The organism is Clostridium sp. Marseille-QA1073 (assembly GCF_054863625.1).
This window is the reverse complement of sequence record NZ_JBSVQM010000002.1, coordinates 204,742-224,233: the sequence shown is the minus strand read 5'-3', so window position 1 is coordinate 224,233 and position 19,492 is coordinate 204,742. Positions and strand designations below refer to the sequence as shown.

The following is a 19,492-nucleotide window of genomic DNA, read 5'->3' as shown; positions in this document are numbered from 1 at the left end:
ACGAATGGACGATTGACAATGGACAATTATTGAGACTTCTCTTTTACAAGAGAAGTTTTGAATTCATTTCTTTTAAAAGTGACACAGTCACTTTTATTAAAAAATCTATTAAAGAAATTAATTCACAAAGAATTAATTTCAACCACAATTGTCAATTGTCCATTCTTAATTATCCATTGATTAAAGTTGTGAATTATCTTAGTAGTTTATCTATATATAATAATTTTTCTCTTCTGCAATAGAAAGACAAGAAAAAGGTATAGTCTTTAAAACTAAAAAATCTGTGAGAGGTGAGAGTGTAAAATGAAAGAAAAAAATTGGTTAGAAACAGTTTTGGCTTTTGCATCAGAGTGTAGGTTGAAAATGATCCTTTCAGTAATATGTGCCATAATCAGTGTTGCAGGTGGAATTGTACCTTATGTAGGAGTTTATCAAATCATAATTTCATTTTTCGATGGAAGTCAAACAATAAAGAGTATATTATTTTGGTCGGCCATATGTCTTGCAGGATATGTTGTGAAGCTTAGTTTCTATGCAATATCTACTATGTTAGCTCATTTTTCTGCATATACCATATTAGAAAATATGCGGCTTAAGATTGCTGATAGATTAATGAAAGCCCCACTTGGTACTGTGTTGAATCAGTCAGTAGGAAAATTGAAAAATGTTATTGTAGATCGTGTGGAAACTATTGAGCTTCCTTTAGCTCATCTGATTCCAGAGGGAATCTCTAATCTACTTTTGCCTATAGGGGTATTTGTCTACATTATTATGATAGACTGGCGTATGGCACTTGCAGCAATGGTTACAGTGCCAATTGCAGTTGTAGCTTATGCATTTATGATGAAGACATTTAATAAACAGTATGCAGATTACATGGAGTCCAGCAACTATGTAAATAGCGTGGTTGTAGAATATGTAGAAGGAATTGAAGTTATTAAGGCATTTAATCGTTCTTCATCCTCTTATGAAAAATTTGAAAAAGCAGTAGAGTCTTTTAAAGCATATACACTAAACTGGTTTGAAAGTACTTGGAAGCTTATGAATTTTGGTGGATCAGTTTTACCATCAACTCTACTTGGTACTATGCCCATTGGTATGTATCTTTATATCAATGGCTCTTTAAGTCCAGCGGACCTTACAATATGTTTAATATTGTCCTTGGGAATTGTAGCACCATTGACTAGTTTTACTGTATTTGTAAATGAGATTAAAGCTATAGAATATGCTGTAAAGGATGCATATGAATTTTTAAATTTGAAAGAACTTGAAAATTCATTAGAACCAGTAAATCTTAATCAATATGATATTGAGCTAAAAAATGTCTCTTTTTCCTATGATACTGATAAAAATGATAATTTAAATAGTGAAGAAAATGATGTACTTAATAATATTAATTTAAAACTTCCACAAGGAAACTTTGCAGCGCTGGTTGGTCCTTCAGGAGGAGGAAAGTCCACTGTCGCAAGATTGATTGCAAGGTTTTGGGATGTGAGTAGTGGAGAAGTGAAAATTGGAGGGATTAATATAAAAAAACTTCCACTGTCACAACTTGCTGATACAGTGAGCTTTGTAACTCAGGATAATTTCTTGTTTAACTGTTCAATTATGGAGAATATACGACTTGGTAATCCTAAGGCATCAGATAAGGAAGTAATTAATGCAGCAAAAGCAGCTTGTTGTGATGAGTTTATTCAAAATCTTGATAAGGGATATGATACCAATGCTGGAGAGGCAGGAGGAAAATTATCTGGGGGAGAAAAACAAAGAATTGCTATAGCAAGAGCTATATTAAAAAATGCACCTATTGTTATCATGGATGAAGCAACAGCTTTTACTGATCCAGAAAATGAAGATAAACTTCAAAAATCTATTGCTGCCCTTACCAAAGGTAAAACATTATTAGTGATTGCTCATAGACTATCTACCATCAAAAATGCAGATAAAATTATCGTTATGGAAAAAGGATGTATTATAAATACAGGTACTCATGACGAACTTCTTAAGGAATGTGAACTTTATAAGGGAATGTGGGAGGCTCATATTGGTGCAAAGAAATGGGCAGCTAACAATGAGAAAGGAGTAGTGAAGTAAGATGTTTAAATCAATAAAAAGAATTATTGAGTGGTCTGGACAGCGAAAAAAGCGTTTATATATAGGGTTTATATACTCCTTCTTTAATACTATGTTTACAGCCATGCCAATTATGGGAGCTGCATATGGATTAAATCTAATTATAGAGGACATGCAGGGTAATAGCAAGCTAACAATACATTGGGTATTCTATATGTTAGGATTTATGATTTTTACTGTAATGGGTAGATTTTTGTTTGCTTATCTTCGTGCATCTACTCAAGAAAGTATTGGACATGAAGTAGCAGCAGAACAAAGAATTAGAATTGGTGATATATTAAAAAGAGTATCTTTAGGTTTTTTTAGCAAAAAGAGTGCTGGAGAAATTGCTTCAGCAGTAACAACAGATTTGTCCTTTATTGAGATGTATGGAATGAAGATGATTGATGTTGTAGTAAACGGATATATCAGTGCATTTACAATGGTGCTTTGTCTGGCATTTTATAATTTGTGGATTGCTCTGATTGCAGTAGTAGGTATATTGTTATCTACACTATTCTTAAAATTACTTGGTAATAAGAGTAGTGAAAATGCACCGATACATCAAAAGGCACAAGATAGCATGGTTACAGCTACTATTGAGTATATAAGAGGAATGCCCGTAGTTAAGGCATTTAAACGTAATGGAGTTTCCATAGAAGGTATTAACAATGCCTACAAGATGAGTAAAGATATAAATATGAAAATTGAAAAGAATTATGTTCCTTATAACTGTCTCCATTTATTTGCTCTTAAGGCAGCATCTGTTGGTATTGTTATTGCATCAGCAATAATGGCTACAAATGGAGCGATGGATATTCCTACCATGCTTATGATGGCTATTTTCTCTTTTGTCATCTTTGGGCATATTGAAGCTATAAATAATGCAGCTCATGTATTGGAGATTATTGATGCCACATTGGATAAACTAGATAGTATAGAAAATGCAGAATTTATTGATAAAAACAGCAAGGACATGGAATTATCCGCATATGATATTCAATTTAAAGATGTTACCTTTGCCTATGAAAAGCGAGAAATATTAAAGAATATATCATTCACTATACCAGAAAATACTACTACAGCAATTGTTGGTCCTTCAGGAAGTGGAAAATCAACTATATGTAATCTAATTGCTAGATTCTATGACGTTGATAAAGGAAGTGTATCAGTAGGAGGTATCAATGTAAGGGAAATGACTTGTGATAGTCTTCTCAAAAATATCAGTATGGTATTTCAAAAGGTATATTTATTTCATGACACCGTACTTAATAATATTCGATTTGGAAAACCAGAGGCAACCTTTAAAGATGTAGTGGAAACAGCTAAGAAAGCTTGCTGTCATGACTTCATTATGAGTCTTCCTAATGGATATGAAACAGTGATTGGCGACGGTGGTTCCACTCTTTCTGGAGGGGAAAAACAACGGATATCTATAGCTAGAGCAATGTTAAAAAATGCTCCTATTGTTATTCTAGATGAGGCAACTGCCAGCATAGATCCTGAAAATGAACATGCAATACAGAAGGCTATTAGTACTTTAGTACATGGAAAAACCATTATAATAATTGCACATCGTCTTGCTACTATTGAAAACGCAGATCAAATACTTGTAGTGGATGAGGGACAAATTGTACAGAGAGGAACTCATAAAGAATTAATAAATCAGAAAGGTGTTTATAAAAGATTTTTAGACATAAGAAAGACAGCGGAAGGATGGAGTATTTAAAAATATTTGTACTGCATAAATACAAAAATAAGAGGAGCTATTGTAGCTTCTCTTCTAAACTTTTATACATAAATATAATACAAGTTCATAAATGCATACTGAAAATATTGTTACATTATATTAAGAAAGGTATAATTATTTAAGATAAACTTTAGAGTGTACAATAATTAATAGTTGTTACATGAATTAGAGGAATGCGGAAAGGTTAAGAGGGTATTTATCTATAGCAAATTTTAGAAAATGTTAATTGATAAGAATATGAGTAAGGTAGTATTTAGGGATGCTACAGCAATTGATTATTCTACCTATTAAATTTAGCAGAGCTGATATAGAGTATTTCCTAGAATCAATAAAAACTTTAATAAAGAAAAAGGAGAAAAAAAGCAAATTAGGTAAAATCGAAATAAAAAATTAAGAAAAGGTAGGGGGAGAATAAAATGACTAAAGATGAAGTAATGATATATTTAAAAGAGCATGGCAATGAACAAACCAAAAAAATCTATTTAAGCCATGGGGCAAAAGAACCTCTATATGGTGTAAAGCTTGGTGATTTAAAATTGCTAAAAAAGAAAATTAAGACTAATCATAATTTAGCCTTAGAATTGTATAACACTGGCAATAGTGATGCAATGTACCTTGCTGGACTCATAGAAGATCCTAAAGAAGTTTCTATTGAGCAAATGGATGAATGGATAAAAGCTGCTAATTGGGATATGCTTAGTGACCGCTGTGTGGCTGTAGTTGCAGCAAAAACCCCCTTTGGATTTGAAATTGCACGAAAGTGGATCAATAGTAGTGAGGAACTAATAGTATGTGCAGGCTATGCCATTTATTGTACTTTATTTACTATATTAGATGATAGTGAAATAGATTTAAAAGAAGTTAAAAACATTTTAAATAAAATAGCAAATAATATACATAATGAAAAAATCCGATTACAAAATTCTATGAATAATTTTGTAATAATGGCAGGTATTTATATAAAGCCCTTACATGAATTTGCATTAGAAATTGCCGAAAGAATTGGGAAAATTGATCCTATTCTAGCTAAAAATAGCTGTAATACTCAGACAGCAGTGGAATATCTAAAAAAATATGCGGAAAAAGGGAAAATAGGCATCAAGATTAAAAACTTAGGACGTTAGAAAAAATGGAAAGTTATTTCTATTAATGGATTTTGTGGAACTCTTATCTTTAAAGTAGTTTTATTAATTAGATAATATACTCTTATATGTGAACCCTAGTAGGTGAACTACCTACTAGGGTATTTTATATTATAATTTATAGATCTAATTTAACTTAACTTTTAATCCTGTTTTTCATATACAAATTCTCCATCTATCATGGTCTTTTCAACCTTAATATCTTTGATTTCAAATTCATCTATGGTGAATATGTCCCTATCCAATATGATTAAATCAGCAACATAACCTGGTTTTAATCTTCCTTTAAAATCTTCTTTAAACTCATTAAAAGCACTACCAATTGTGTAGGCATCAATAACATCTTCAAGAGCTATCCTTTCATTTGGATAAAAACCTCCCACTGGATTACCATCTAATCTTAGTCTTGTTACTGCACAATAAATATTTGGGAATGGGTTACAGTCTTCTACTGGAGAATCTGTTCCTAAACTTATTGGAGCTCCCAATTTATATAGAGTATTAAAAGCATAAGAAGTACTTGATAATTCCTTTCCAACACGTGCCTCTACAATTTTAATATCGTAGTCTAAGAAAATAGGTTGGTACATAACAGGGATATTCAATTTAGCAATTCTTTTTAATTGTTCCTGACTTGTGATTTGACAATGAACAATGCCGTGACGAAGAGGATTTTTCTCATTCTTCATAGTTTTTTCATAGGCATTAATAACACTTTCTATGGCACCATCACCAATTGCGTGAGTTGCTACAGTAATTCTATGTTCTGTCGCTAAATCGCATAAATCTTGTAACTGTTTATCGCTTAATGCTGTTACACCTTTAGTACCTGGAGCATCCTCATAATCCTTTAACATTAAAGCAGTCCTAGCACCTAGAGAACCGTCTTTAAATAGTTTTAATACACCTTTTGATAAGAATTTTTCATCATATTGTCCTGTCTTATGCTCAGTTTCAAGATAAGCTTTGAAATCATTTATATTTTGAAAATTGTATTGGTGACTATATCTTAATTTTAATTTTTTATTATCATAAATATTATGAATTATATTGAACATTCTTTTAAAATCATTGCCAATGATATCACATGACTGAACAGAGGTTATTCCAACACTTAAAGCATAATTTGCAGCTTTTATAAATTCGTTTTCTTTCTCTTTATCATCTTTTTTGGGAATAACTGATTGAATAACACGGACAGCATTTTCATTGAATATACCGTTTGGCTTTCCGTCGTTTCCAACTTCAATTACACCACCATCTACAATAGTATTTTCATCTACACCTAGTACTTCTAAAGTTTTAGTATTTCCTACTGAAACATGTCCACATACTCTATCAAAGACAATTGGAATTTCTGTAGAAATTTTATCTAAATCAAAGCGATTTAATAGACGCTTTTCACCAGAAGTGAAGTAATCTTGATTCCACCCTCTACCACTTAAAACTGTTATATCTTTATTTTCTTCTATAAATTTTTTACCCAACTGAATAATTTCATCAATTGATTTAGCGGATGTTAAATTACAGGAACTCATAGCATCTCCTATATGTGACATATGAAGATGGCTGTCGTTAAAACCTGGCAAAACAGTTTTTCCCTGAAGGTCTATTATATTATCAGCAATATTTTTTAAGATTTCCTCATTGGTACCAACCTGCTGAATAACACCATTATCAATAAAGATTGCCTCCTGAAAATTATTTTTTTCAACATAAATTTTGCAGTTTTTTAAAATTGTTTTCAAAATATCATCCCCTTATATTTTCTTGTGCAGTTTTATTTTTTCTATCAAAATAGAAGTAGAATAATGTACCAATAGCTGGCACGACTAAACCAATAATTGAGGTTTGAGGATCTTCAATAAAGGTATTTACCATTAACCCTACAAAGATAAAAGTTGTTAAGATTACTGTAATAGGATAGCCAATCACTTTATAAGGTCTTTCTACATTAGGACGTTTTTTCCTGTAAATCATAACTGCGTATACACCTAAAGTATTAAACATCATTCCTGAGAATACAACTAAAGAAGTTAATTGATTTAAGTTTCTAAGTAATACGAGTATCACAGATATTACACATTGTACTATTAAAGGAGCATAAGGAACTTTATGCACCGGATGCAATTTTCTAAAACTTTCAAAGAAATGACCTTGTTCACTCATTGCATAATACATTCTTGGGAAGGCTAGTATACAACCATTTAAAGCTCCAAACATAGCAACTACCATTCCTATTACAACTAAAATACTACCAGTGTTTCCTAGCAATTTTTCTGCTGCATAAGTTCCTAAATAATATTGATTATTAGATATTAAACTTTCAATTTCATCAATAGGTATAACCTTATATATAGAATAATTAAATAATGTATACAGTGCTGTTATGGAAAGGATAGAAATAATGATAGCAAGGGGTAAATTTTTCTTAGGATTTTTTACTTCTTCAGCTACGGTATTTAAATTAGTCCAGCCTTCGTATGCCCACAAGCTTGCTACTACAGCAAAGGCTACCATACTAATAATTGAGCCAAAGCTTGCATCTGCTGTCTTGGGAACTAGGTTTAAATCAGGTGATACTTTTCCAAATAAAAGTCCTAAGATCATTATGATTCCAATAGGAATTAATTTTGCAATCATAGATAGACTTTGTAGTCTAGAACCAAATTTAACACCAAAATAATTGACAATGGTCAATGCTATGATTAAAAAGATAGCAATAATTTTAATCGTCCATTCTTCAAGAGGCATAATAATGGTTAAAGCACTTGGTAGTGCAATTGCTATAGCAGCAATAGAGCCAGGACCACCGATTAACCAACTATTAAAACCACCTAAAAAACCAACCATAGGTGAATAGGCCTCACTTAAATATACAGTTAGTCCACCAGCACGGGGATCTGAAGCACCTAGCTCAGCATAACAAATACCACCTAATAGAGAAACTAAGCCTCCCAAAATCCAGCTTAATAAAGCCAAGCCAGGACTCATTCCAGTTCTCATTAATACATATGAGCCTAGATAAAAAATACCTGATCCTACCATTATACCTCCTAAAATACTGACCCCACCAAACAGACTAATTTCTTTTTAAAACCTGAATCCTTTACTTGAGTTAAATCATTTGAATTATTAGTCATATATTCATCCTCCTTTTTAAGCAATTAATCACAATGCCCGTTCATTAAATTTACAATATTGTAAAAAATTAAAATTAATAGTAAAAATAAAAACACCTAACAGGTCTGTCAGGTGCTTATATGCGTATAGCAAAGCTAAAGACATTCCTCTCCTTTCTGGCTCAATGTGAGATAGCGCAACATCAAAGTATCGAGCAAATACGATGATGACAGTCCTGTACCTATTAAATACAGACCCAGCATCAGATTTTGGTATCTGAAACTTCGGCGACGGCTCCTTTCACTATATGTCATAGGTTTCCGACCTCGATATAGTTAATATTAGCAATCGCGCCTCTACCCCACCCTTAAGGATGAGGATTTTTATGAAATTTTAATTTTTGATATCATAACATGATATTTACGTCTTGTCAACTTTATATAATTATATATATTTAAGGGACGGTTCATAATAATATTTATAAATTATTATTGACATATGCATGAATGTGCATATATAATCTTAATTAGGTGATAGATATGAATGAAAATGATTTAATTTTAGACTGTGCCAAAGAAATAGAAGAAAATATTGATTTTGAATTTTTTAAGACTTTGTTTGACCCAGTACGATGTGATATTATGAAATATCTTGCTGTTAACGGCACTAAGAATATCAAAGATATTTCTGAAAATTTTACACAGGACCGTTCAGTTATTTCAAGACATTTAGAGTTAATGCATAGATATGGGATAGTCAATAAAACAAAAGAGAATAGAAGTGTTTTTTATGAATTGAACGATAGATATATTCTTGAAAAATTCGAATTAACAGCAACCAATTTAAAAAAATTAATACAGCAATAAAATTTAAAAAGGCAGATATGCCTTTTTAAAAACGTTATAATGTGCATGTGTGCGCATAAAAGTATTTATTCACTGGATTAACTGAAAGGAAGTAATAAATATGAATATACTATCTGTTTTAGCAAGTCCCCGAAAGCAGGGAAACACAGCTATTTTATTAAGAGAGTATTTAAAAGGTGTAGAGGATTTAACATCATCAGCCCAAATAGAAACAATTTATCTCCAGTCAAAAAATATACAATGCTGTACAGGCTGCAACACCTGTCAAAAAAGTAGTCAAAGTCAATGTGTATTAAAGGATGATATGCAGGATATTTATAAAGATGTGGAAAAAGCAGATGTTTTGGTTCTTGCCACTCCTGTCTATGTTTTTAATATGAGTGGACAGTTAAAAACTTTTTTAGACCGGTTATATGCAGTAGATCATAATATTTTATTAAATAAAAAAATTGTATTATTAACTACCTATGGCGATATCAACGAGGCTAATGCAGGAGTTGAAAACATCGTTAAATCCATCAACATGCTTTCCAATTATCTTGGTATGGAGTTTATACAAAACCTTAATGTAAGCACATATGAATTGCAGGTTTATAAAAATGATCAATATAAAAAGGCTTCCTATGCATTAGGAGCAGACATTTTAAAATATTTATAATATTTATTGAGAGGTGATTCAAGATGGTAACAATTATATTTTCTCATCCATGGCACGGAAGTTTTAATAAGGCTATACTGGATACAATAACAACTGCTTTAGAAAAAAAGAAAAAGGAATACCAGGTAATTGACTTAAATAAAGATAACTTTAACCCTGTTATGACCGAAGGGGAATTGGCTTTGTATTCAAAAGGACAACATAAGGACCCTTTGGTAACAAAATATCAAAATATGCTAAAAAAAACAGATGAAATTATTTTTCTATTTCCCCTTTGGTGGTACAATACCCCTGCTATCCTTAAAGGTTTCATTGATAAAGTTATGTTGAAAAATTTCTCATATACAGAATCAAGTACAGGTTTAAAGGGTAAATTAACCCATATTAAATCTGCCAAAGTGATAACAACAGGTCAAGCTCAACGTTGGTATGTAAAATATTTTGCTGGTAATATGATTCAGAAAACATTTATTAATGCTACACTAAAAGGTATTGGAATTAAAAATGCCAAGTGGATTCATTGTGGGGATGTTTCTAAAGGCGCTCAAGTGAAAAGAGAGAAATTTTTACAAAAGCTGGCGATTGAAATTTAAGTATTGTATATATTCATGATGAAATAATAAGTAAAAACCTTGCAAATACGTAGTTGTTTTGCAAGATTTTTATTTTATAGTTCTTTTACTTTTACATGGAAAGGAACTATAGATAAAAGAATATATTAAAAAACTTAAGATATTTGCTGGAAGAGTGAAATGGAAATTTAGGAGTGTAATATAGACGTATATTTTAAGATGATTGTAAGTTTTTTAAATGGAAATGGAGTTGAATATAGAATTGAATAATAAGTTAAATATATAAGTCAGTAGAGATCTCAACTTGAAATCTTTACTGGCTTTTTTAACTAAATATCTAAAGAAATTAATTTTCTTAAATTAATTTTATTATTTTTAATTTAAGTGTAACTTCTTCAAGTTTTTTTCGTGTAAGCTTATGAAGGAAGAGTTAGGAATTAACTTTTTTACTGAATGGTGGTGATTTATATTTGTGATGACAACATGTTAATGGAGCAAACTAAAAATGGTGATACGAAAGCTTTTGAACAACTTGTTTTAAGACATAGGGAAAAAGCAATTGGTTTTGCATTTAGCTTTTTAACAGATGTATATATAGCAGAAGATATTGTACAAGAAAGTTTTGCAGCTATATACATAAATCGTCATAGATACAAGGCTAAAAATACATTTAAAACATTTCTGTTTGCAGTGATAAGAAACAAGTGTATAGACTTTATACGAAAAAATAAAGATTCTAATATTGTAAGTCTAGAAGATGTGAACTTAGTAAGTACAGAACCAACCTTATATGAGTTAATGGAGCAGCAAGAAATGCTAAAATATTCAACAAAGCTACTTAATAGCCTAAAGGCTGATTACCGTACTGCATTTTGTCTTTATGAGATTTATGGATTTAGCTACAAGGAAATTGCAGAAATTATGGACAAGTCATTACCACAAATAAAAATTATCCTTTATAGGGCAAGAAACAAACTTCAAAAATATGTTAAGGAGGATATGCAAAATGAAAAGTGAACGAGAGTTTTTAAATGGTATGTGGTGCAAAGTCAATATTTTAGAGTATGAAGAACTTGAAAAAGCCCGTGTAAAAGCTCTTAATCGTAGGCTTACTATAAAAGCCATAGGCATTGTGATTTTCACTATAATAGCTTTTTTACTTGTTATATTGTGCTCACAATTTGTTTTTGATTCAATATATCCTGTAACCATTGGGGCATTGTCTATTGCATTTATTTTTGAATATTTATCAACTAACACATTGGAGGATAAAACCTATGGAAATTATGATATCTAATCTTACTAAAAAATTTGGCAATAAAACAGTACTTAATAATATAAATCTTGAAATACCAGGTGGTATGTTTGGACTACTTGGTAGAAATGGTGCAGGAAAAACTACATTAATGCGTATACTTACCACACTTCTAATTAAAAGTGAAGGAAGTATAACGATATGCGGTATTCCTATTGAAAATACAAAAGATATTCGTAAAATGGTAGGATATTTACCACAGGATTTCTCTATGTATCCTAATATGACAGTATATGAAGCTATGGATTATTTAGGTGTACTTTCTGAAATACCAAAACAACAACGGAAAAAAATTATTTTAAAACTACTTGATAAGGTTAATTTATATGACTGTCAAAAGGTACGAGTAAAGGCACTATCAGGAGGTATGAAACGTCGACTGGGAATTGCTCAAGCCATTATGCATGCACCAAAGATTTTAATTGTTGACGAGCCAACAGCAGGGCTTGATCCTGAGGAACGAATACGTTTTAGAAATTTACTTTGTGAAATTGCAAAGGATCGAATTGTTATACTCTCTACTCATATTGTAGGAGATATTGAAGCAACTTGCGAAAATATTGCAGTTTTAAATAATGGAAAAGTTATTTACAAAGGTACAACTGAGAAACTTGCTGAGTTTGCAAGTGGTAAAATTTATACAATTACTGTATCGCAAAATGATTTAAGTAACATTAAAGATAAATATATAGTAACCTCGATGCTTTCACAAGGTAGCAATGTTACTCTTAGAATTTTATCAGATAATAAACCTTTTGATAATGCTATACCATGTGACTCTACCATTGAAGATGGGTATATGCTACTGATGGGAGGACAAGCAAAATGAGCTTATTTTTAAAGGAATGTAGAAATATATTGAAAACATATATATATTATATTTTTATTGCAGTTACAATATTATTTTATATTTCCCAAATGGGTATTACTACTTCTGAAGATATAAAAACATTACTTTCACCACCATCTAAAATAGATATGGAAACACAGTATGCTCCTTATGGTGAAAAAGAGTCTGCAATGTCAGAAGAAATGATGCCAAAGGTAGTAGGTAACTTATATCGTGAATATAAAGAAAATTCATATGGTACTTATCCTCTAGGATTTTATAAAGTTGTTAAGTTAGATAATGATGAAGAAAAAAAAATAGAACTTTTTTTGGAGGAGATAACTGGAGAACCTATAGAAGTATTAAATTTATTATGGGAAAAGAGTAGTTCCGGATCTTTGTCAGTTAGCAAAGATATAACCCTTGATAAGTTTAATGAGTTAATGGCAAGTGTTGATAAGCTTTTAGGGGGAGGCTCTGCCTATGGAGAAGATTTTATTGGTAGATTTACTCGTATACCTATTACTTATGAAGAGGCGGTTGAAGAATATGAGTATATGATGCAAAAAGATAAACTAACCAATGGATATGCACGATTGTTCTGTGACTATATGGGGATTGTTGCTGGAATATTTCCTATATTTGTAGTGGTATTTACATCAATTAAGGATAGACGTAGTAAAATGGAGGAGCTTATTTATTTTAGGGAAACCTCATCCTTAAAGCTTGTTTTATCAAGATATTTTTCACTTGTCTTTATGATGATATTGCCAATTATAATATTAGGTATTAAAGAAACTATAACTTTTATATCCTTTGCAAACAGTGAGAATTTGAGTATTGATTTATTTGCCTTTATAAAATATATACTATGGTGGATATTACCTACACTTATGATTGTTACAGCTATAGGAATGTTTCTAACTACATTGACAGATACGCCAGTAGCTATTGCAGTAGAGTTATTTATATGGTTCTTCAATATAAATAATATACAACTTACAGGCGATTATCCGCTTTTAGGATTGTTTATTCGTCATAATAATCGTGGCAAGGGTATGTTGATTGCGGAAAATTTTAGTGAAATTATGACAAATCGACTTGTAATTGCAGGGCTTGCAATTTTAATAGTTATAGTGACTGTATTTATATATGAACAGAAAAGGAGGGGGAAGCTTGACATTGGGAGAAAAATGGGAAAATGGTTTAACTTTAATAAAAATAAATCTAAAGTTAAGTATATTAGCTAACTTAGTATTTTCAGTTGCATTTTTATTTGTTTTACCATTCATCCAAGGAATATCAAATCTTGATACAGTGTCCAGCGCAATTTGTCTTGAAAATTATGTGGCTGTCATTGGAATCATACTCCTTGTGCCAATATTTGCTCCTGAGGAAGCAAGAGAAATTGATGAAATAGTGGTATCGAAACCAATGGCGCAATTTATACCTTACCTAGTTAGAATAATTCTAAACCTAGTAATTATTTTTGTTTTAGTAAGTTCTTTTACATTGATACTAAAGCATAAGGGCTGCGATTTTCCACTTATAAAATACATGTTAGGTACTTTTTTATCTGCTGTATTTTTAGGAAGTGTAGGGCTTTGCTCATCGTCTATATCAGGCAGTACTATACTTGGTTATATGGCTTCTATTAGCTATTTAATATTAAATATGGCCACAAAAAATAAGTATGTAGGCAATTTTTATATATTGTCTATGAAGAATGGCAGTTTTGATGAAAAATATTGGCTGTTTGGTGGTAGTATTATTTTGATTTTAATAGCGGTTGTTGCTAAATGGTTAAAAAGAAAGCTAAGTTAAATAATATTAATAATAAAAATATACCCCTTTGAACTAAGGGGTATATTTTTATTATTAATATTATAGATATTAGATATGAGAATTTAAAATATACTCTGGAAAATAATTTTTCGAAAAAATAGCTTAAATCCTTAGAAATTAAGGATGAAGAATTAGGGGAAAAATTTATTAAAAAAACTCTAAAGGCTCTAGCAATGGAGTTTTAACCAGAATTCGTATCTTTAACTTTTAATTTTTAATTCATAGAAAAGAATTTTTATTAGGAAAATTAAAATCATGCATAAGTTAAATCTTCATTGTGAAATCATATAACTTTCATACATTGAAAGTATATGTAATATTATATACAATAAGTATTGGATAATATAAGTATATTATATATATTTATCCAGTAATATTACATATAACAATAACTTATTTATAGTTTGATAACATAAAAATGGAGGAAAAATGGAATGAAAAAGAGAAGTAGGTCAATAAATATTTGTGTAACATTTATAATATTAATCTTACTAATAGGGAGTATGTTATATAAAAATAGCTCACTTTATATTAGTTCAGATAGCTATCTATCAAGTGAAGAAGCAAAAAAAAGTGTTTACTCTATGAAAAATGAAAAAGACACTGAAAATGGAAAAAGCTTTGATTTTAATAAATTTACAGGTAAATGGTCAATGATAGAGTTTACTTCAGACAAAGATAATAAAATAACTATAAATGATAATACAAAAATTAGTAAAGGTAAGTTTTATATTGTGGTGTTAGATTCAGATTATAATATAATAGCTAAAAAAGATGAATCAAATGAAAGTGGAGAGATAAATTTTACTACACCTAAAAGTGGGAAATACATTATTAGAATTGCTGGAAAAAATGCAAGTGGCAATTTTAATATAAAAATAAATGCAAATAATGATATAAAGATTACTCATAAAGGATTTTTTGAGTAATTAATTTAATAATTCTTTAGTATAAGGATTACTTACTTTAATGAGTGAGAGGAAAGTTGCCTTTCAGAAAATTAAGAAAAGTACTGTACAAATTATTTTTTTAATGTTATATTAAATAATGTAAAAGTTAATAAAAAATAAGTTCTTCAGGGCAGGGTGAAATTCCCTACCGGCGGTAAAGCCCGCGAGTGGTTCATGTACATGGACTGCAGATTTGGTGAAGCTGATAATTAATTATTTAGCAATTCCAAAGCCGACAGTAAAGTCTGGATGGGAGAAGAAGCAGAGAGAATATCTCTACTTATTTTAATACAGTCGTTATATTTATTTTGCGGATGTTTTATTATGCAATCTAAATTTAATAACTATGGTATTTTATGCCCTGGATATTTTTATATTCAGGGCTTTTTGTGCTTTAAAAAAAGAAAAATTCTCCTAACTATTGCCTGAAGTAAAAAGGAGAGGATTGCTTGGATGAAAATTATATGGCAAGAGCTTTAGAGCTTGCAAAACTGGGAACTGGATATACATCTCCAAACCCAATGGTAGGATGCGTCATTGTAAAGGATGGATGCATCATAGGTGAAGGATGGCATATGAAATATGGTGGTCTCCATGCAGAGAGAGATGCATTTTTAAGCTGCATAGAAGATATGAAAGGAGCAGAACTGTATGTGACTTTGGAACCATGTTGCCACTATGGGAAGACACCACCCTGTACTGAAGCCATTGTGGAACATGGGATAAAGAGAGTTATTGTAGGGTGCACTGATCCTAATCCTCTAGTTGGTGGAAAGGGAATTAAATTTTTAAGAGAACATGGTGTTGAAGTAACTATTGGAGTATTGGAAGAAGAATGTAGGAGATTAAATGAAGTATTTTTTCATTACATTTCCACAAAAAAACCTTTTGTTGTATTAAAGTACGCAATGACCCTAGATGGAAAGATTGCATCTCATACAGGGGATTCCAAATGGGTAACAGGAGAAGATGCTAGAGAACATGTGCATTATCTACGAAAAAAATACACAGGAATTATGGTAGGAATAGGAACAATACTAGCAGATGAGCCTATGCTAAATTGCAGGATAGAGCATGGAGTAAATCCTATTCGAATCATATGTGATTCAAACTTAAGAATTCCACTAGAGAGCAAAATTGTAAAATCATCTCATGAAATTGAGACAATCATTGCTTTCTGCAAAGGAGATAGGGAGAAGAAGTATAAGCTTAGCAAGGCAGGGGTAACTCTTATGGAATTCCAAGATAGTGAAAGAATTGATTTAAAGAAGCTTATGGAAAGTCTTGGCGAAAAAGGCATTGATAGCATTTTGCTTGAAGGGGGAGGAACCTTAAACGAGGCAGCTCTAGAGGCAGGAATTATAAAAAAGGCGTATGTTTACATAGCACCTAAGATAATTGGAGGAAAGGAAGCACTTACGCCTATTGAAGGTAAAGGACGGGAACAGATGAGTGATGCCTTTCAACTAGAAGATACCACAATAATAAAGTTTGAGAATGATTTCTGTATAGAAGGATATTTGAGGAGTTGAAATTATGTTTACTGGAATCATTGAGGAGATAGGAACTATAAAATCAGTTGAAAGGGGAAGCAAATCCTCTATTTTAACTATTGAATGTAAGGAGGTTCTAGAGGAAACAAAAATTGGAGACAGCATTGCAGTCAATGGCGTATGTCTTACAGTAACTGATATGGGAAAGGATGGATTTACTGTAGATGTCATGTCTGAAACAATGAACAGAAGCACCCTTGGGAACGTTGCAAGAGGTTCAAAAGTAAATCTAGAAAGGGCTATGCCTGCCAATGGAAGATTTGGAGGACATATGGTATCTGGACATATTGATGGGATAGGATATATATCACACATAAGAAACGATGACAATGCTGTTTGGTACACCATTATTACAGATAAAAAACAGCTTTGCTATATTGTCGAAAAAGGATCTATTGCAATAGATGGAATCAGTCTAACCATTGCTTGTGTAGATGAAGAGGGATTTAAAGTATCAATTATCCCTCATACGCAAAAAGAAACTATTTTATCTTATAAGAAAATTGGTGATAAGGTAAATTTGGAATGTGATATGGTAGGAAAATATATTGAAAAGCTTTTAAAATCAAAGGCATCAAGAAATAATAGCAAGATTACAGAACAGTTTTTAATCGAACATGGTTTTTAGGAGGATAATATTATGAAAAAAATAAACACAATAGAAGAAGCAATAGAAGATATCAGAAGTGGAAAAATCGTTCTAATTATCGATGACCCTGACAGAGAGAATGAAGGAGATTTAGTATGTGCAGCAGAATTTGCAACACAGGAAAATGTAAATTTTATGGCGTGTTATGGAAAAGGGTTAATATGTATGCCTATGAGTGCCAAATTGACTAAGAAGCTTGGATTAGAGCAGATGGTAAACAATAATACGGATAATCATTCTACAGCTTTTACTGTTTCTATCGACCATGTAGATACCACTACAGGAATTTCTGCTTATGAAAGATCAATTACTGCTATAAAGGCGGTAGAAGATGATGCTAAGGCAGAAGATTTTAGACGTCCTGGTCATATGTTTCCTTTAGAGTCAAAAGAAGGCGGCGTAATTGAAAGAAGGGGGCATACGGAGGCAACTGTTGATTTGGTAAAACTTGCAGGACTTAAAGAATGTGGATTATGCTGTGAAATTATGAGAGAAGATGGGATGATGATGCGTACTACAGAGCTTTTGGAATTTGCAAAAGTACATAAATTAACGGTGATAACTATTGCAGATTTAGTATCTTATCGATTAAAGGAAGAAAGTTTTATAAAGAAGAGTGCAAAAGCAAAGCTGCCTACGAAGTACGGGGAATTTACTATTTATGGTTATGAAAACACATTAAACGGAGAGGAGCATATAGCTTTAGTAATGGGAGATGTGGCTGATGGAGAACCTGTTTTATGTCGTCTACATTCTGAATGTTTAACTGGTGACATATTAGGCTCACGCCGCTGTGACTGCGGTGAACAACTTGATGCTGCTATAAAAGCTATTGCAAAAGAAAGAAGAGGGATTATTCTGTATATGCGTCAAGAGGGGAGAGGAATAGGACTTATCAATAAGTTAAAGGCTTATGAACTTCAAGAACAAGGATATGATACGGTTGAAGCTAATATCAAGCTTGGTTTTCCAGAAGATTTAAGGGATTATGGAATTAGTGCTCAAATATTATATGATTTAGGAGCAACAGAACTTTTGCTTTTAACAAATAATCCTAAAAAGATAAAAGGATTAGCTGATTACGGTATTACTATAAAAAAACGTGTTCCTATTCAAATTAATCCTAACAAAGATGATAGATTTTACCTTATGACTAAACAGATAAAGATGGAACATATGACAACTTATTAGTGTGATATTGTGAAAGTATCCATGATTAAAGGAAGAAAATTATAAAGAATAATTGGAGGAAAAGAAATGAGAAAATTGGAAGGAAATGTAGTAGCAAGCAATATAAAAGTAGGAGTTGTAGCAGCAAGATTTAATGAATTTATTGTATCAAAGTTAATATCGGGAACTCAGGATGCATTAATACGTCATGGAGTTAATGATGATGACATTACTCTTGCATGGGTTCCAGGAGCTTTTGAAATTCCATTAGTGGCACAAAAAATGGCGTCATCTGGAAAATATGATGCAGTTATTTGTCTTGGAGCAGTTATTAAAGGCTCTACTACCCATTATGATTATGTATGTGCAGAGGTATCAAAAGGAGTTGCTTCTATAGGCTTATCAACAGGAGTTCCTACGATTTTTGGAGTGCTTACAACAGATAATATTGAACAAGCTATTGAAAGAGCAGGTACAAAAGCTGGAAATAAAGGATATGATGCTGCTTGCACAGCCATTGAAATGGTTAATTTGATTAAAAATATTTAGTTTAAGTAGTAGTTAATTTATTCATTTGATTAGATTTCTATGAAAAGTGCAGCTAAATAGAGAAAAAACCATACAATTTAGATTGTTGAGAATTTAAATTGTATGGTTTTTATAGTAGAATATTAAAAAGTATTTGCTAAATGTAACCATAATATGCTAAAATGATTTTGGAAAATTGAATATATTGAAAATAGGTTTAATAGATATTGTAATATCTATTAATTAAAAGGGAAGTGGGTTTGAATCCCACGCGGTCCCGCCACTGTAATAGATGAGTTCCTGCAATTATGCCACTGGGAAACTGGGAAGGCTGTAGGAATGTTGATGCTTAAGCCAGAAGACCTGCCTATTTTAGTATACTAATAACTCTACGAGCGATGGGGGGGTATAAATGTTTGAAAAATATTTT

The 19,492-nt window shown here is 31.4% G+C and carries 18 protein-coding genes and 3 riboswitches; of the genes, 16 read left to right on the top strand and 2 right to left on the bottom strand.

All coding sequences use genetic code 11. The annotated features are described in order from the left end of the window. Window positions 1-303 precede the first annotated feature (303 nt). The 3 genes from ACY1IQ_RS02865 to ACY1IQ_RS02855 all read left to right on the top strand — a co-directional run bounded on the left by ACY1IQ_RS02865 (window position 304) and on the right by ACY1IQ_RS02855 (window position 4,986). Entirely contained in the window at window positions 304-2,094 is a 1,791-nt protein-coding gene (locus tag ACY1IQ_RS02865) for an ABC transporter ATP-binding protein (protein WP_461612538.1), read from the top strand. A 1-nt stretch (window position 2,095) separates the two neighbouring features. Next, complete coding sequence (locus ACY1IQ_RS02860) at window positions 2,096-3,841, top strand: ABC transporter ATP-binding protein (protein WP_461612537.1); 1,746 nt, start codon at window positions 2,096-2,098, stop codon at window positions 3,839-3,841. Between the two features lie 437 nt (window positions 3,842-4,278). Beyond that, a complete protein-coding gene (locus tag ACY1IQ_RS02855) occupies window positions 4,279-4,986 on the top strand; it encodes a DNA alkylation repair protein (protein ID WP_461612536.1) in 708 nt (235 codons plus the stop codon). Between the two features lie 161 nt (window positions 4,987-5,147). On the opposite strand, the gene ACY1IQ_RS02850 is transcribed toward ACY1IQ_RS02855, so the two are convergent. Beyond that, window positions 5,148-6,752 (bottom strand): amidohydrolase, encoded by a 1,605-nt coding sequence (locus tag ACY1IQ_RS02850; protein ID WP_461612535.1) that lies wholly within the window; start codon window positions 6,750-6,752, stop codon window positions 5,148-5,150. Window positions 6,753-6,756: 4 nt separating this feature from the next. After that, window positions 6,757-8,085: an APC family permease gene (locus tag ACY1IQ_RS02845; RefSeq protein WP_461612594.1), complete on the bottom strand. Its 1,329-nt coding sequence runs from the start codon at window positions 8,083-8,085 to the stop codon at window positions 6,757-6,759. Window positions 8,086-8,311: 226 nt separating this feature from the next. Further along, a riboswitch (Lysine riboswitch) is annotated at window positions 8,312-8,494 on the bottom strand. 172 nt (window positions 8,495-8,666) lie between these two features. Here ACY1IQ_RS02845 and ACY1IQ_RS02840 point away from each other — a divergent pair. From ACY1IQ_RS02840 to ribH, 13 genes are all read left to right on the top strand, one after another. Further along, window positions 8,667-8,993, top strand: coding sequence for an ArsR/SmtB family transcription factor (locus ACY1IQ_RS02840; RefSeq protein ID WP_461612534.1), 327 nt, complete (start codon window positions 8,667-8,669; stop codon window positions 8,991-8,993). Between the two features lie 100 nt (window positions 8,994-9,093). Next, window positions 9,094-9,651: a flavodoxin family protein gene (locus ACY1IQ_RS02835; protein WP_461612533.1), complete on the top strand. Its 558-nt coding sequence runs from the start codon at window positions 9,094-9,096 to the stop codon at window positions 9,649-9,651. A gap of 23 nt (window positions 9,652-9,674) precedes the next feature. Continuing rightward, the gene (locus ACY1IQ_RS02830; protein ID WP_461612532.1) at window positions 9,675-10,244 is read left to right on the top strand and encodes an NAD(P)H-dependent oxidoreductase; all 570 of its coding nucleotides are present in this window, start codon (window positions 9,675-9,677) and stop codon (window positions 10,242-10,244) included. A gap of 432 nt (window positions 10,245-10,676) precedes the next feature. Next, window positions 10,677-11,240, top strand: a complete 564-nt coding sequence (locus ACY1IQ_RS02825) for an RNA polymerase sigma factor (RefSeq protein WP_461612531.1) — start codon at window positions 10,677-10,679, stop codon at window positions 11,238-11,240. Beyond that, a complete protein-coding gene (locus ACY1IQ_RS02820; RefSeq protein ID WP_461612530.1) occupies window positions 11,230-11,520 on the top strand; it encodes a hypothetical protein in 291 nt (96 codons plus the stop codon). Before ACY1IQ_RS02825 ends, ACY1IQ_RS02820 begins: the two co-directional genes overlap by 11 nt. Beyond that, window positions 11,501-12,367 (top strand): ABC transporter ATP-binding protein, encoded by an 867-nt coding sequence (locus ACY1IQ_RS02815; RefSeq protein WP_461612529.1) that lies wholly within the window; start codon window positions 11,501-11,503, stop codon window positions 12,365-12,367. Before ACY1IQ_RS02820 ends, ACY1IQ_RS02815 begins: the two co-directional genes overlap by 20 nt. After that, window positions 12,364-13,617 carry a hypothetical protein gene (locus ACY1IQ_RS02810; RefSeq protein ID WP_461612528.1) on the top strand — a complete coding sequence of 418 codons (1,254 nt, stop codon included), beginning with the start codon at window positions 12,364-12,366 and terminating at the stop codon, window positions 13,615-13,617. The genes ACY1IQ_RS02815 and ACY1IQ_RS02810 overlap by 4 nt, the downstream gene beginning before the upstream one ends. Beyond that, entirely contained in the window at window positions 13,550-14,191 is a 642-nt protein-coding gene (locus tag ACY1IQ_RS02805; protein WP_461612527.1) for a hypothetical protein, read from the top strand. The genes ACY1IQ_RS02810 and ACY1IQ_RS02805 overlap by 68 nt, the downstream gene beginning before the upstream one ends. Window positions 14,192-14,646: 455 nt before the next feature. After that, window positions 14,647-15,141: a hypothetical protein gene (locus tag ACY1IQ_RS02800; protein ID WP_461612526.1), complete on the top strand. Its 495-nt coding sequence runs from the start codon at window positions 14,647-14,649 to the stop codon at window positions 15,139-15,141. 138 nt (window positions 15,142-15,279) lie between these two features. Then, window positions 15,280-15,427: riboswitch (FMN riboswitch) on the top strand. A gap of 199 nt (window positions 15,428-15,626) precedes the next feature. Beyond that, on the top strand, window positions 15,627-16,694 hold the full coding sequence (ribD, locus tag ACY1IQ_RS02795; RefSeq protein ID WP_461612593.1) for a bifunctional diaminohydroxyphosphoribosylaminopyrimidine deaminase/5-amino-6-(5-phosphoribosylamino)uracil reductase RibD: 1,068 nt from the start codon (window positions 15,627-15,629) through the stop codon (window positions 16,692-16,694). A 4-nt stretch (window positions 16,695-16,698) separates the two neighbouring features. Next, window positions 16,699-17,343 (top strand): riboflavin synthase, encoded by a 645-nt coding sequence (ribE, locus tag ACY1IQ_RS02790; protein WP_461612525.1) that lies wholly within the window; start codon window positions 16,699-16,701, stop codon window positions 17,341-17,343. Window positions 17,344-17,355: 12 nt separating this feature from the next. Beyond that, window positions 17,356-18,555: a bifunctional 3,4-dihydroxy-2-butanone-4-phosphate synthase/GTP cyclohydrolase II gene (locus ACY1IQ_RS02785; RefSeq protein WP_461612524.1), complete on the top strand. Its 1,200-nt coding sequence runs from the start codon at window positions 17,356-17,358 to the stop codon at window positions 18,553-18,555. Window positions 18,556-18,621: 66 nt separating this feature from the next. Next, window positions 18,622-19,083 carry a 6,7-dimethyl-8-ribityllumazine synthase gene (gene ribH / locus ACY1IQ_RS02780; RefSeq protein WP_461612523.1) on the top strand — a complete coding sequence of 154 codons (462 nt, stop codon included), beginning with the start codon at window positions 18,622-18,624 and terminating at the stop codon, window positions 19,081-19,083. Window positions 19,084-19,258: 175 nt separating this feature from the next. Next, window positions 19,259-19,447: riboswitch (cobalamin riboswitch) on the top strand. The last annotated feature ends 45 nt before the right edge of the window (window positions 19,448-19,492 follow it).

Excerpts from the sequence above, each read along its gene's own strand:
- ACY1IQ_RS02830 (WP_461612532.1), top strand. The coding sequence starts at position 9,675 with ATGGTAACAATTATATTTTCTCATCCATGGCACGGAAGTTTTAATAAG.
- ACY1IQ_RS02825 (WP_461612531.1), top strand. The coding sequence starts at position 10,677 with ATGGTGGTGATTTATATTTGTGATGACAACATGTTAATGGAGCAAACT.
- ribH (WP_461612523.1), top strand. The coding sequence starts at position 18,622 with ATGAGAAAATTGGAAGGAAATGTAGTAGCAAGCAATATAAAAGTAGGA.
- ACY1IQ_RS02860 (WP_461612537.1), top strand. The coding sequence starts at position 2,096 with ATGTTTAAATCAATAAAAAGAATTATTGAGTGGTCTGGACAGCGAAAA.
- ACY1IQ_RS02815 (WP_461612529.1), top strand. The coding sequence starts at position 11,501 with ATGGAAATTATGATATCTAATCTTACTAAAAAATTTGGCAATAAAACA.
- ACY1IQ_RS02840 (WP_461612534.1), top strand. The coding sequence starts at position 8,667 with ATGAATGAAAATGATTTAATTTTAGACTGTGCCAAAGAAATAGAAGAA.
- ACY1IQ_RS02855 (WP_461612536.1), top strand. The coding sequence starts at position 4,279 with ATGACTAAAGATGAAGTAATGATATATTTAAAAGAGCATGGCAATGAA.
- ACY1IQ_RS02820 (WP_461612530.1), top strand. The coding sequence starts at position 11,230 with ATGAAAAGTGAACGAGAGTTTTTAAATGGTATGTGGTGCAAAGTCAAT.
- ribD (WP_461612593.1), top strand. The coding sequence starts at position 15,627 with ATGGCAAGAGCTTTAGAGCTTGCAAAACTGGGAACTGGATATACATCT.
- ACY1IQ_RS02865 (WP_461612538.1), top strand. The coding sequence starts at position 304 with ATGAAAGAAAAAAATTGGTTAGAAACAGTTTTGGCTTTTGCATCAGAG.
- ACY1IQ_RS02800 (WP_461612526.1), top strand. The coding sequence starts at position 14,647 with ATGAAAAAGAGAAGTAGGTCAATAAATATTTGTGTAACATTTATAATA.
- ACY1IQ_RS02835 (WP_461612533.1), top strand. The coding sequence starts at position 9,094 with ATGAATATACTATCTGTTTTAGCAAGTCCCCGAAAGCAGGGAAACACA.
- ribE (WP_461612525.1), top strand. The coding sequence starts at position 16,699 with ATGTTTACTGGAATCATTGAGGAGATAGGAACTATAAAATCAGTTGAA.
- ACY1IQ_RS02785 (WP_461612524.1), top strand. The coding sequence starts at position 17,356 with ATGAAAAAAATAAACACAATAGAAGAAGCAATAGAAGATATCAGAAGT.
- ACY1IQ_RS02810 (WP_461612528.1), top strand. The coding sequence starts at position 12,364 with ATGAGCTTATTTTTAAAGGAATGTAGAAATATATTGAAAACATATATA.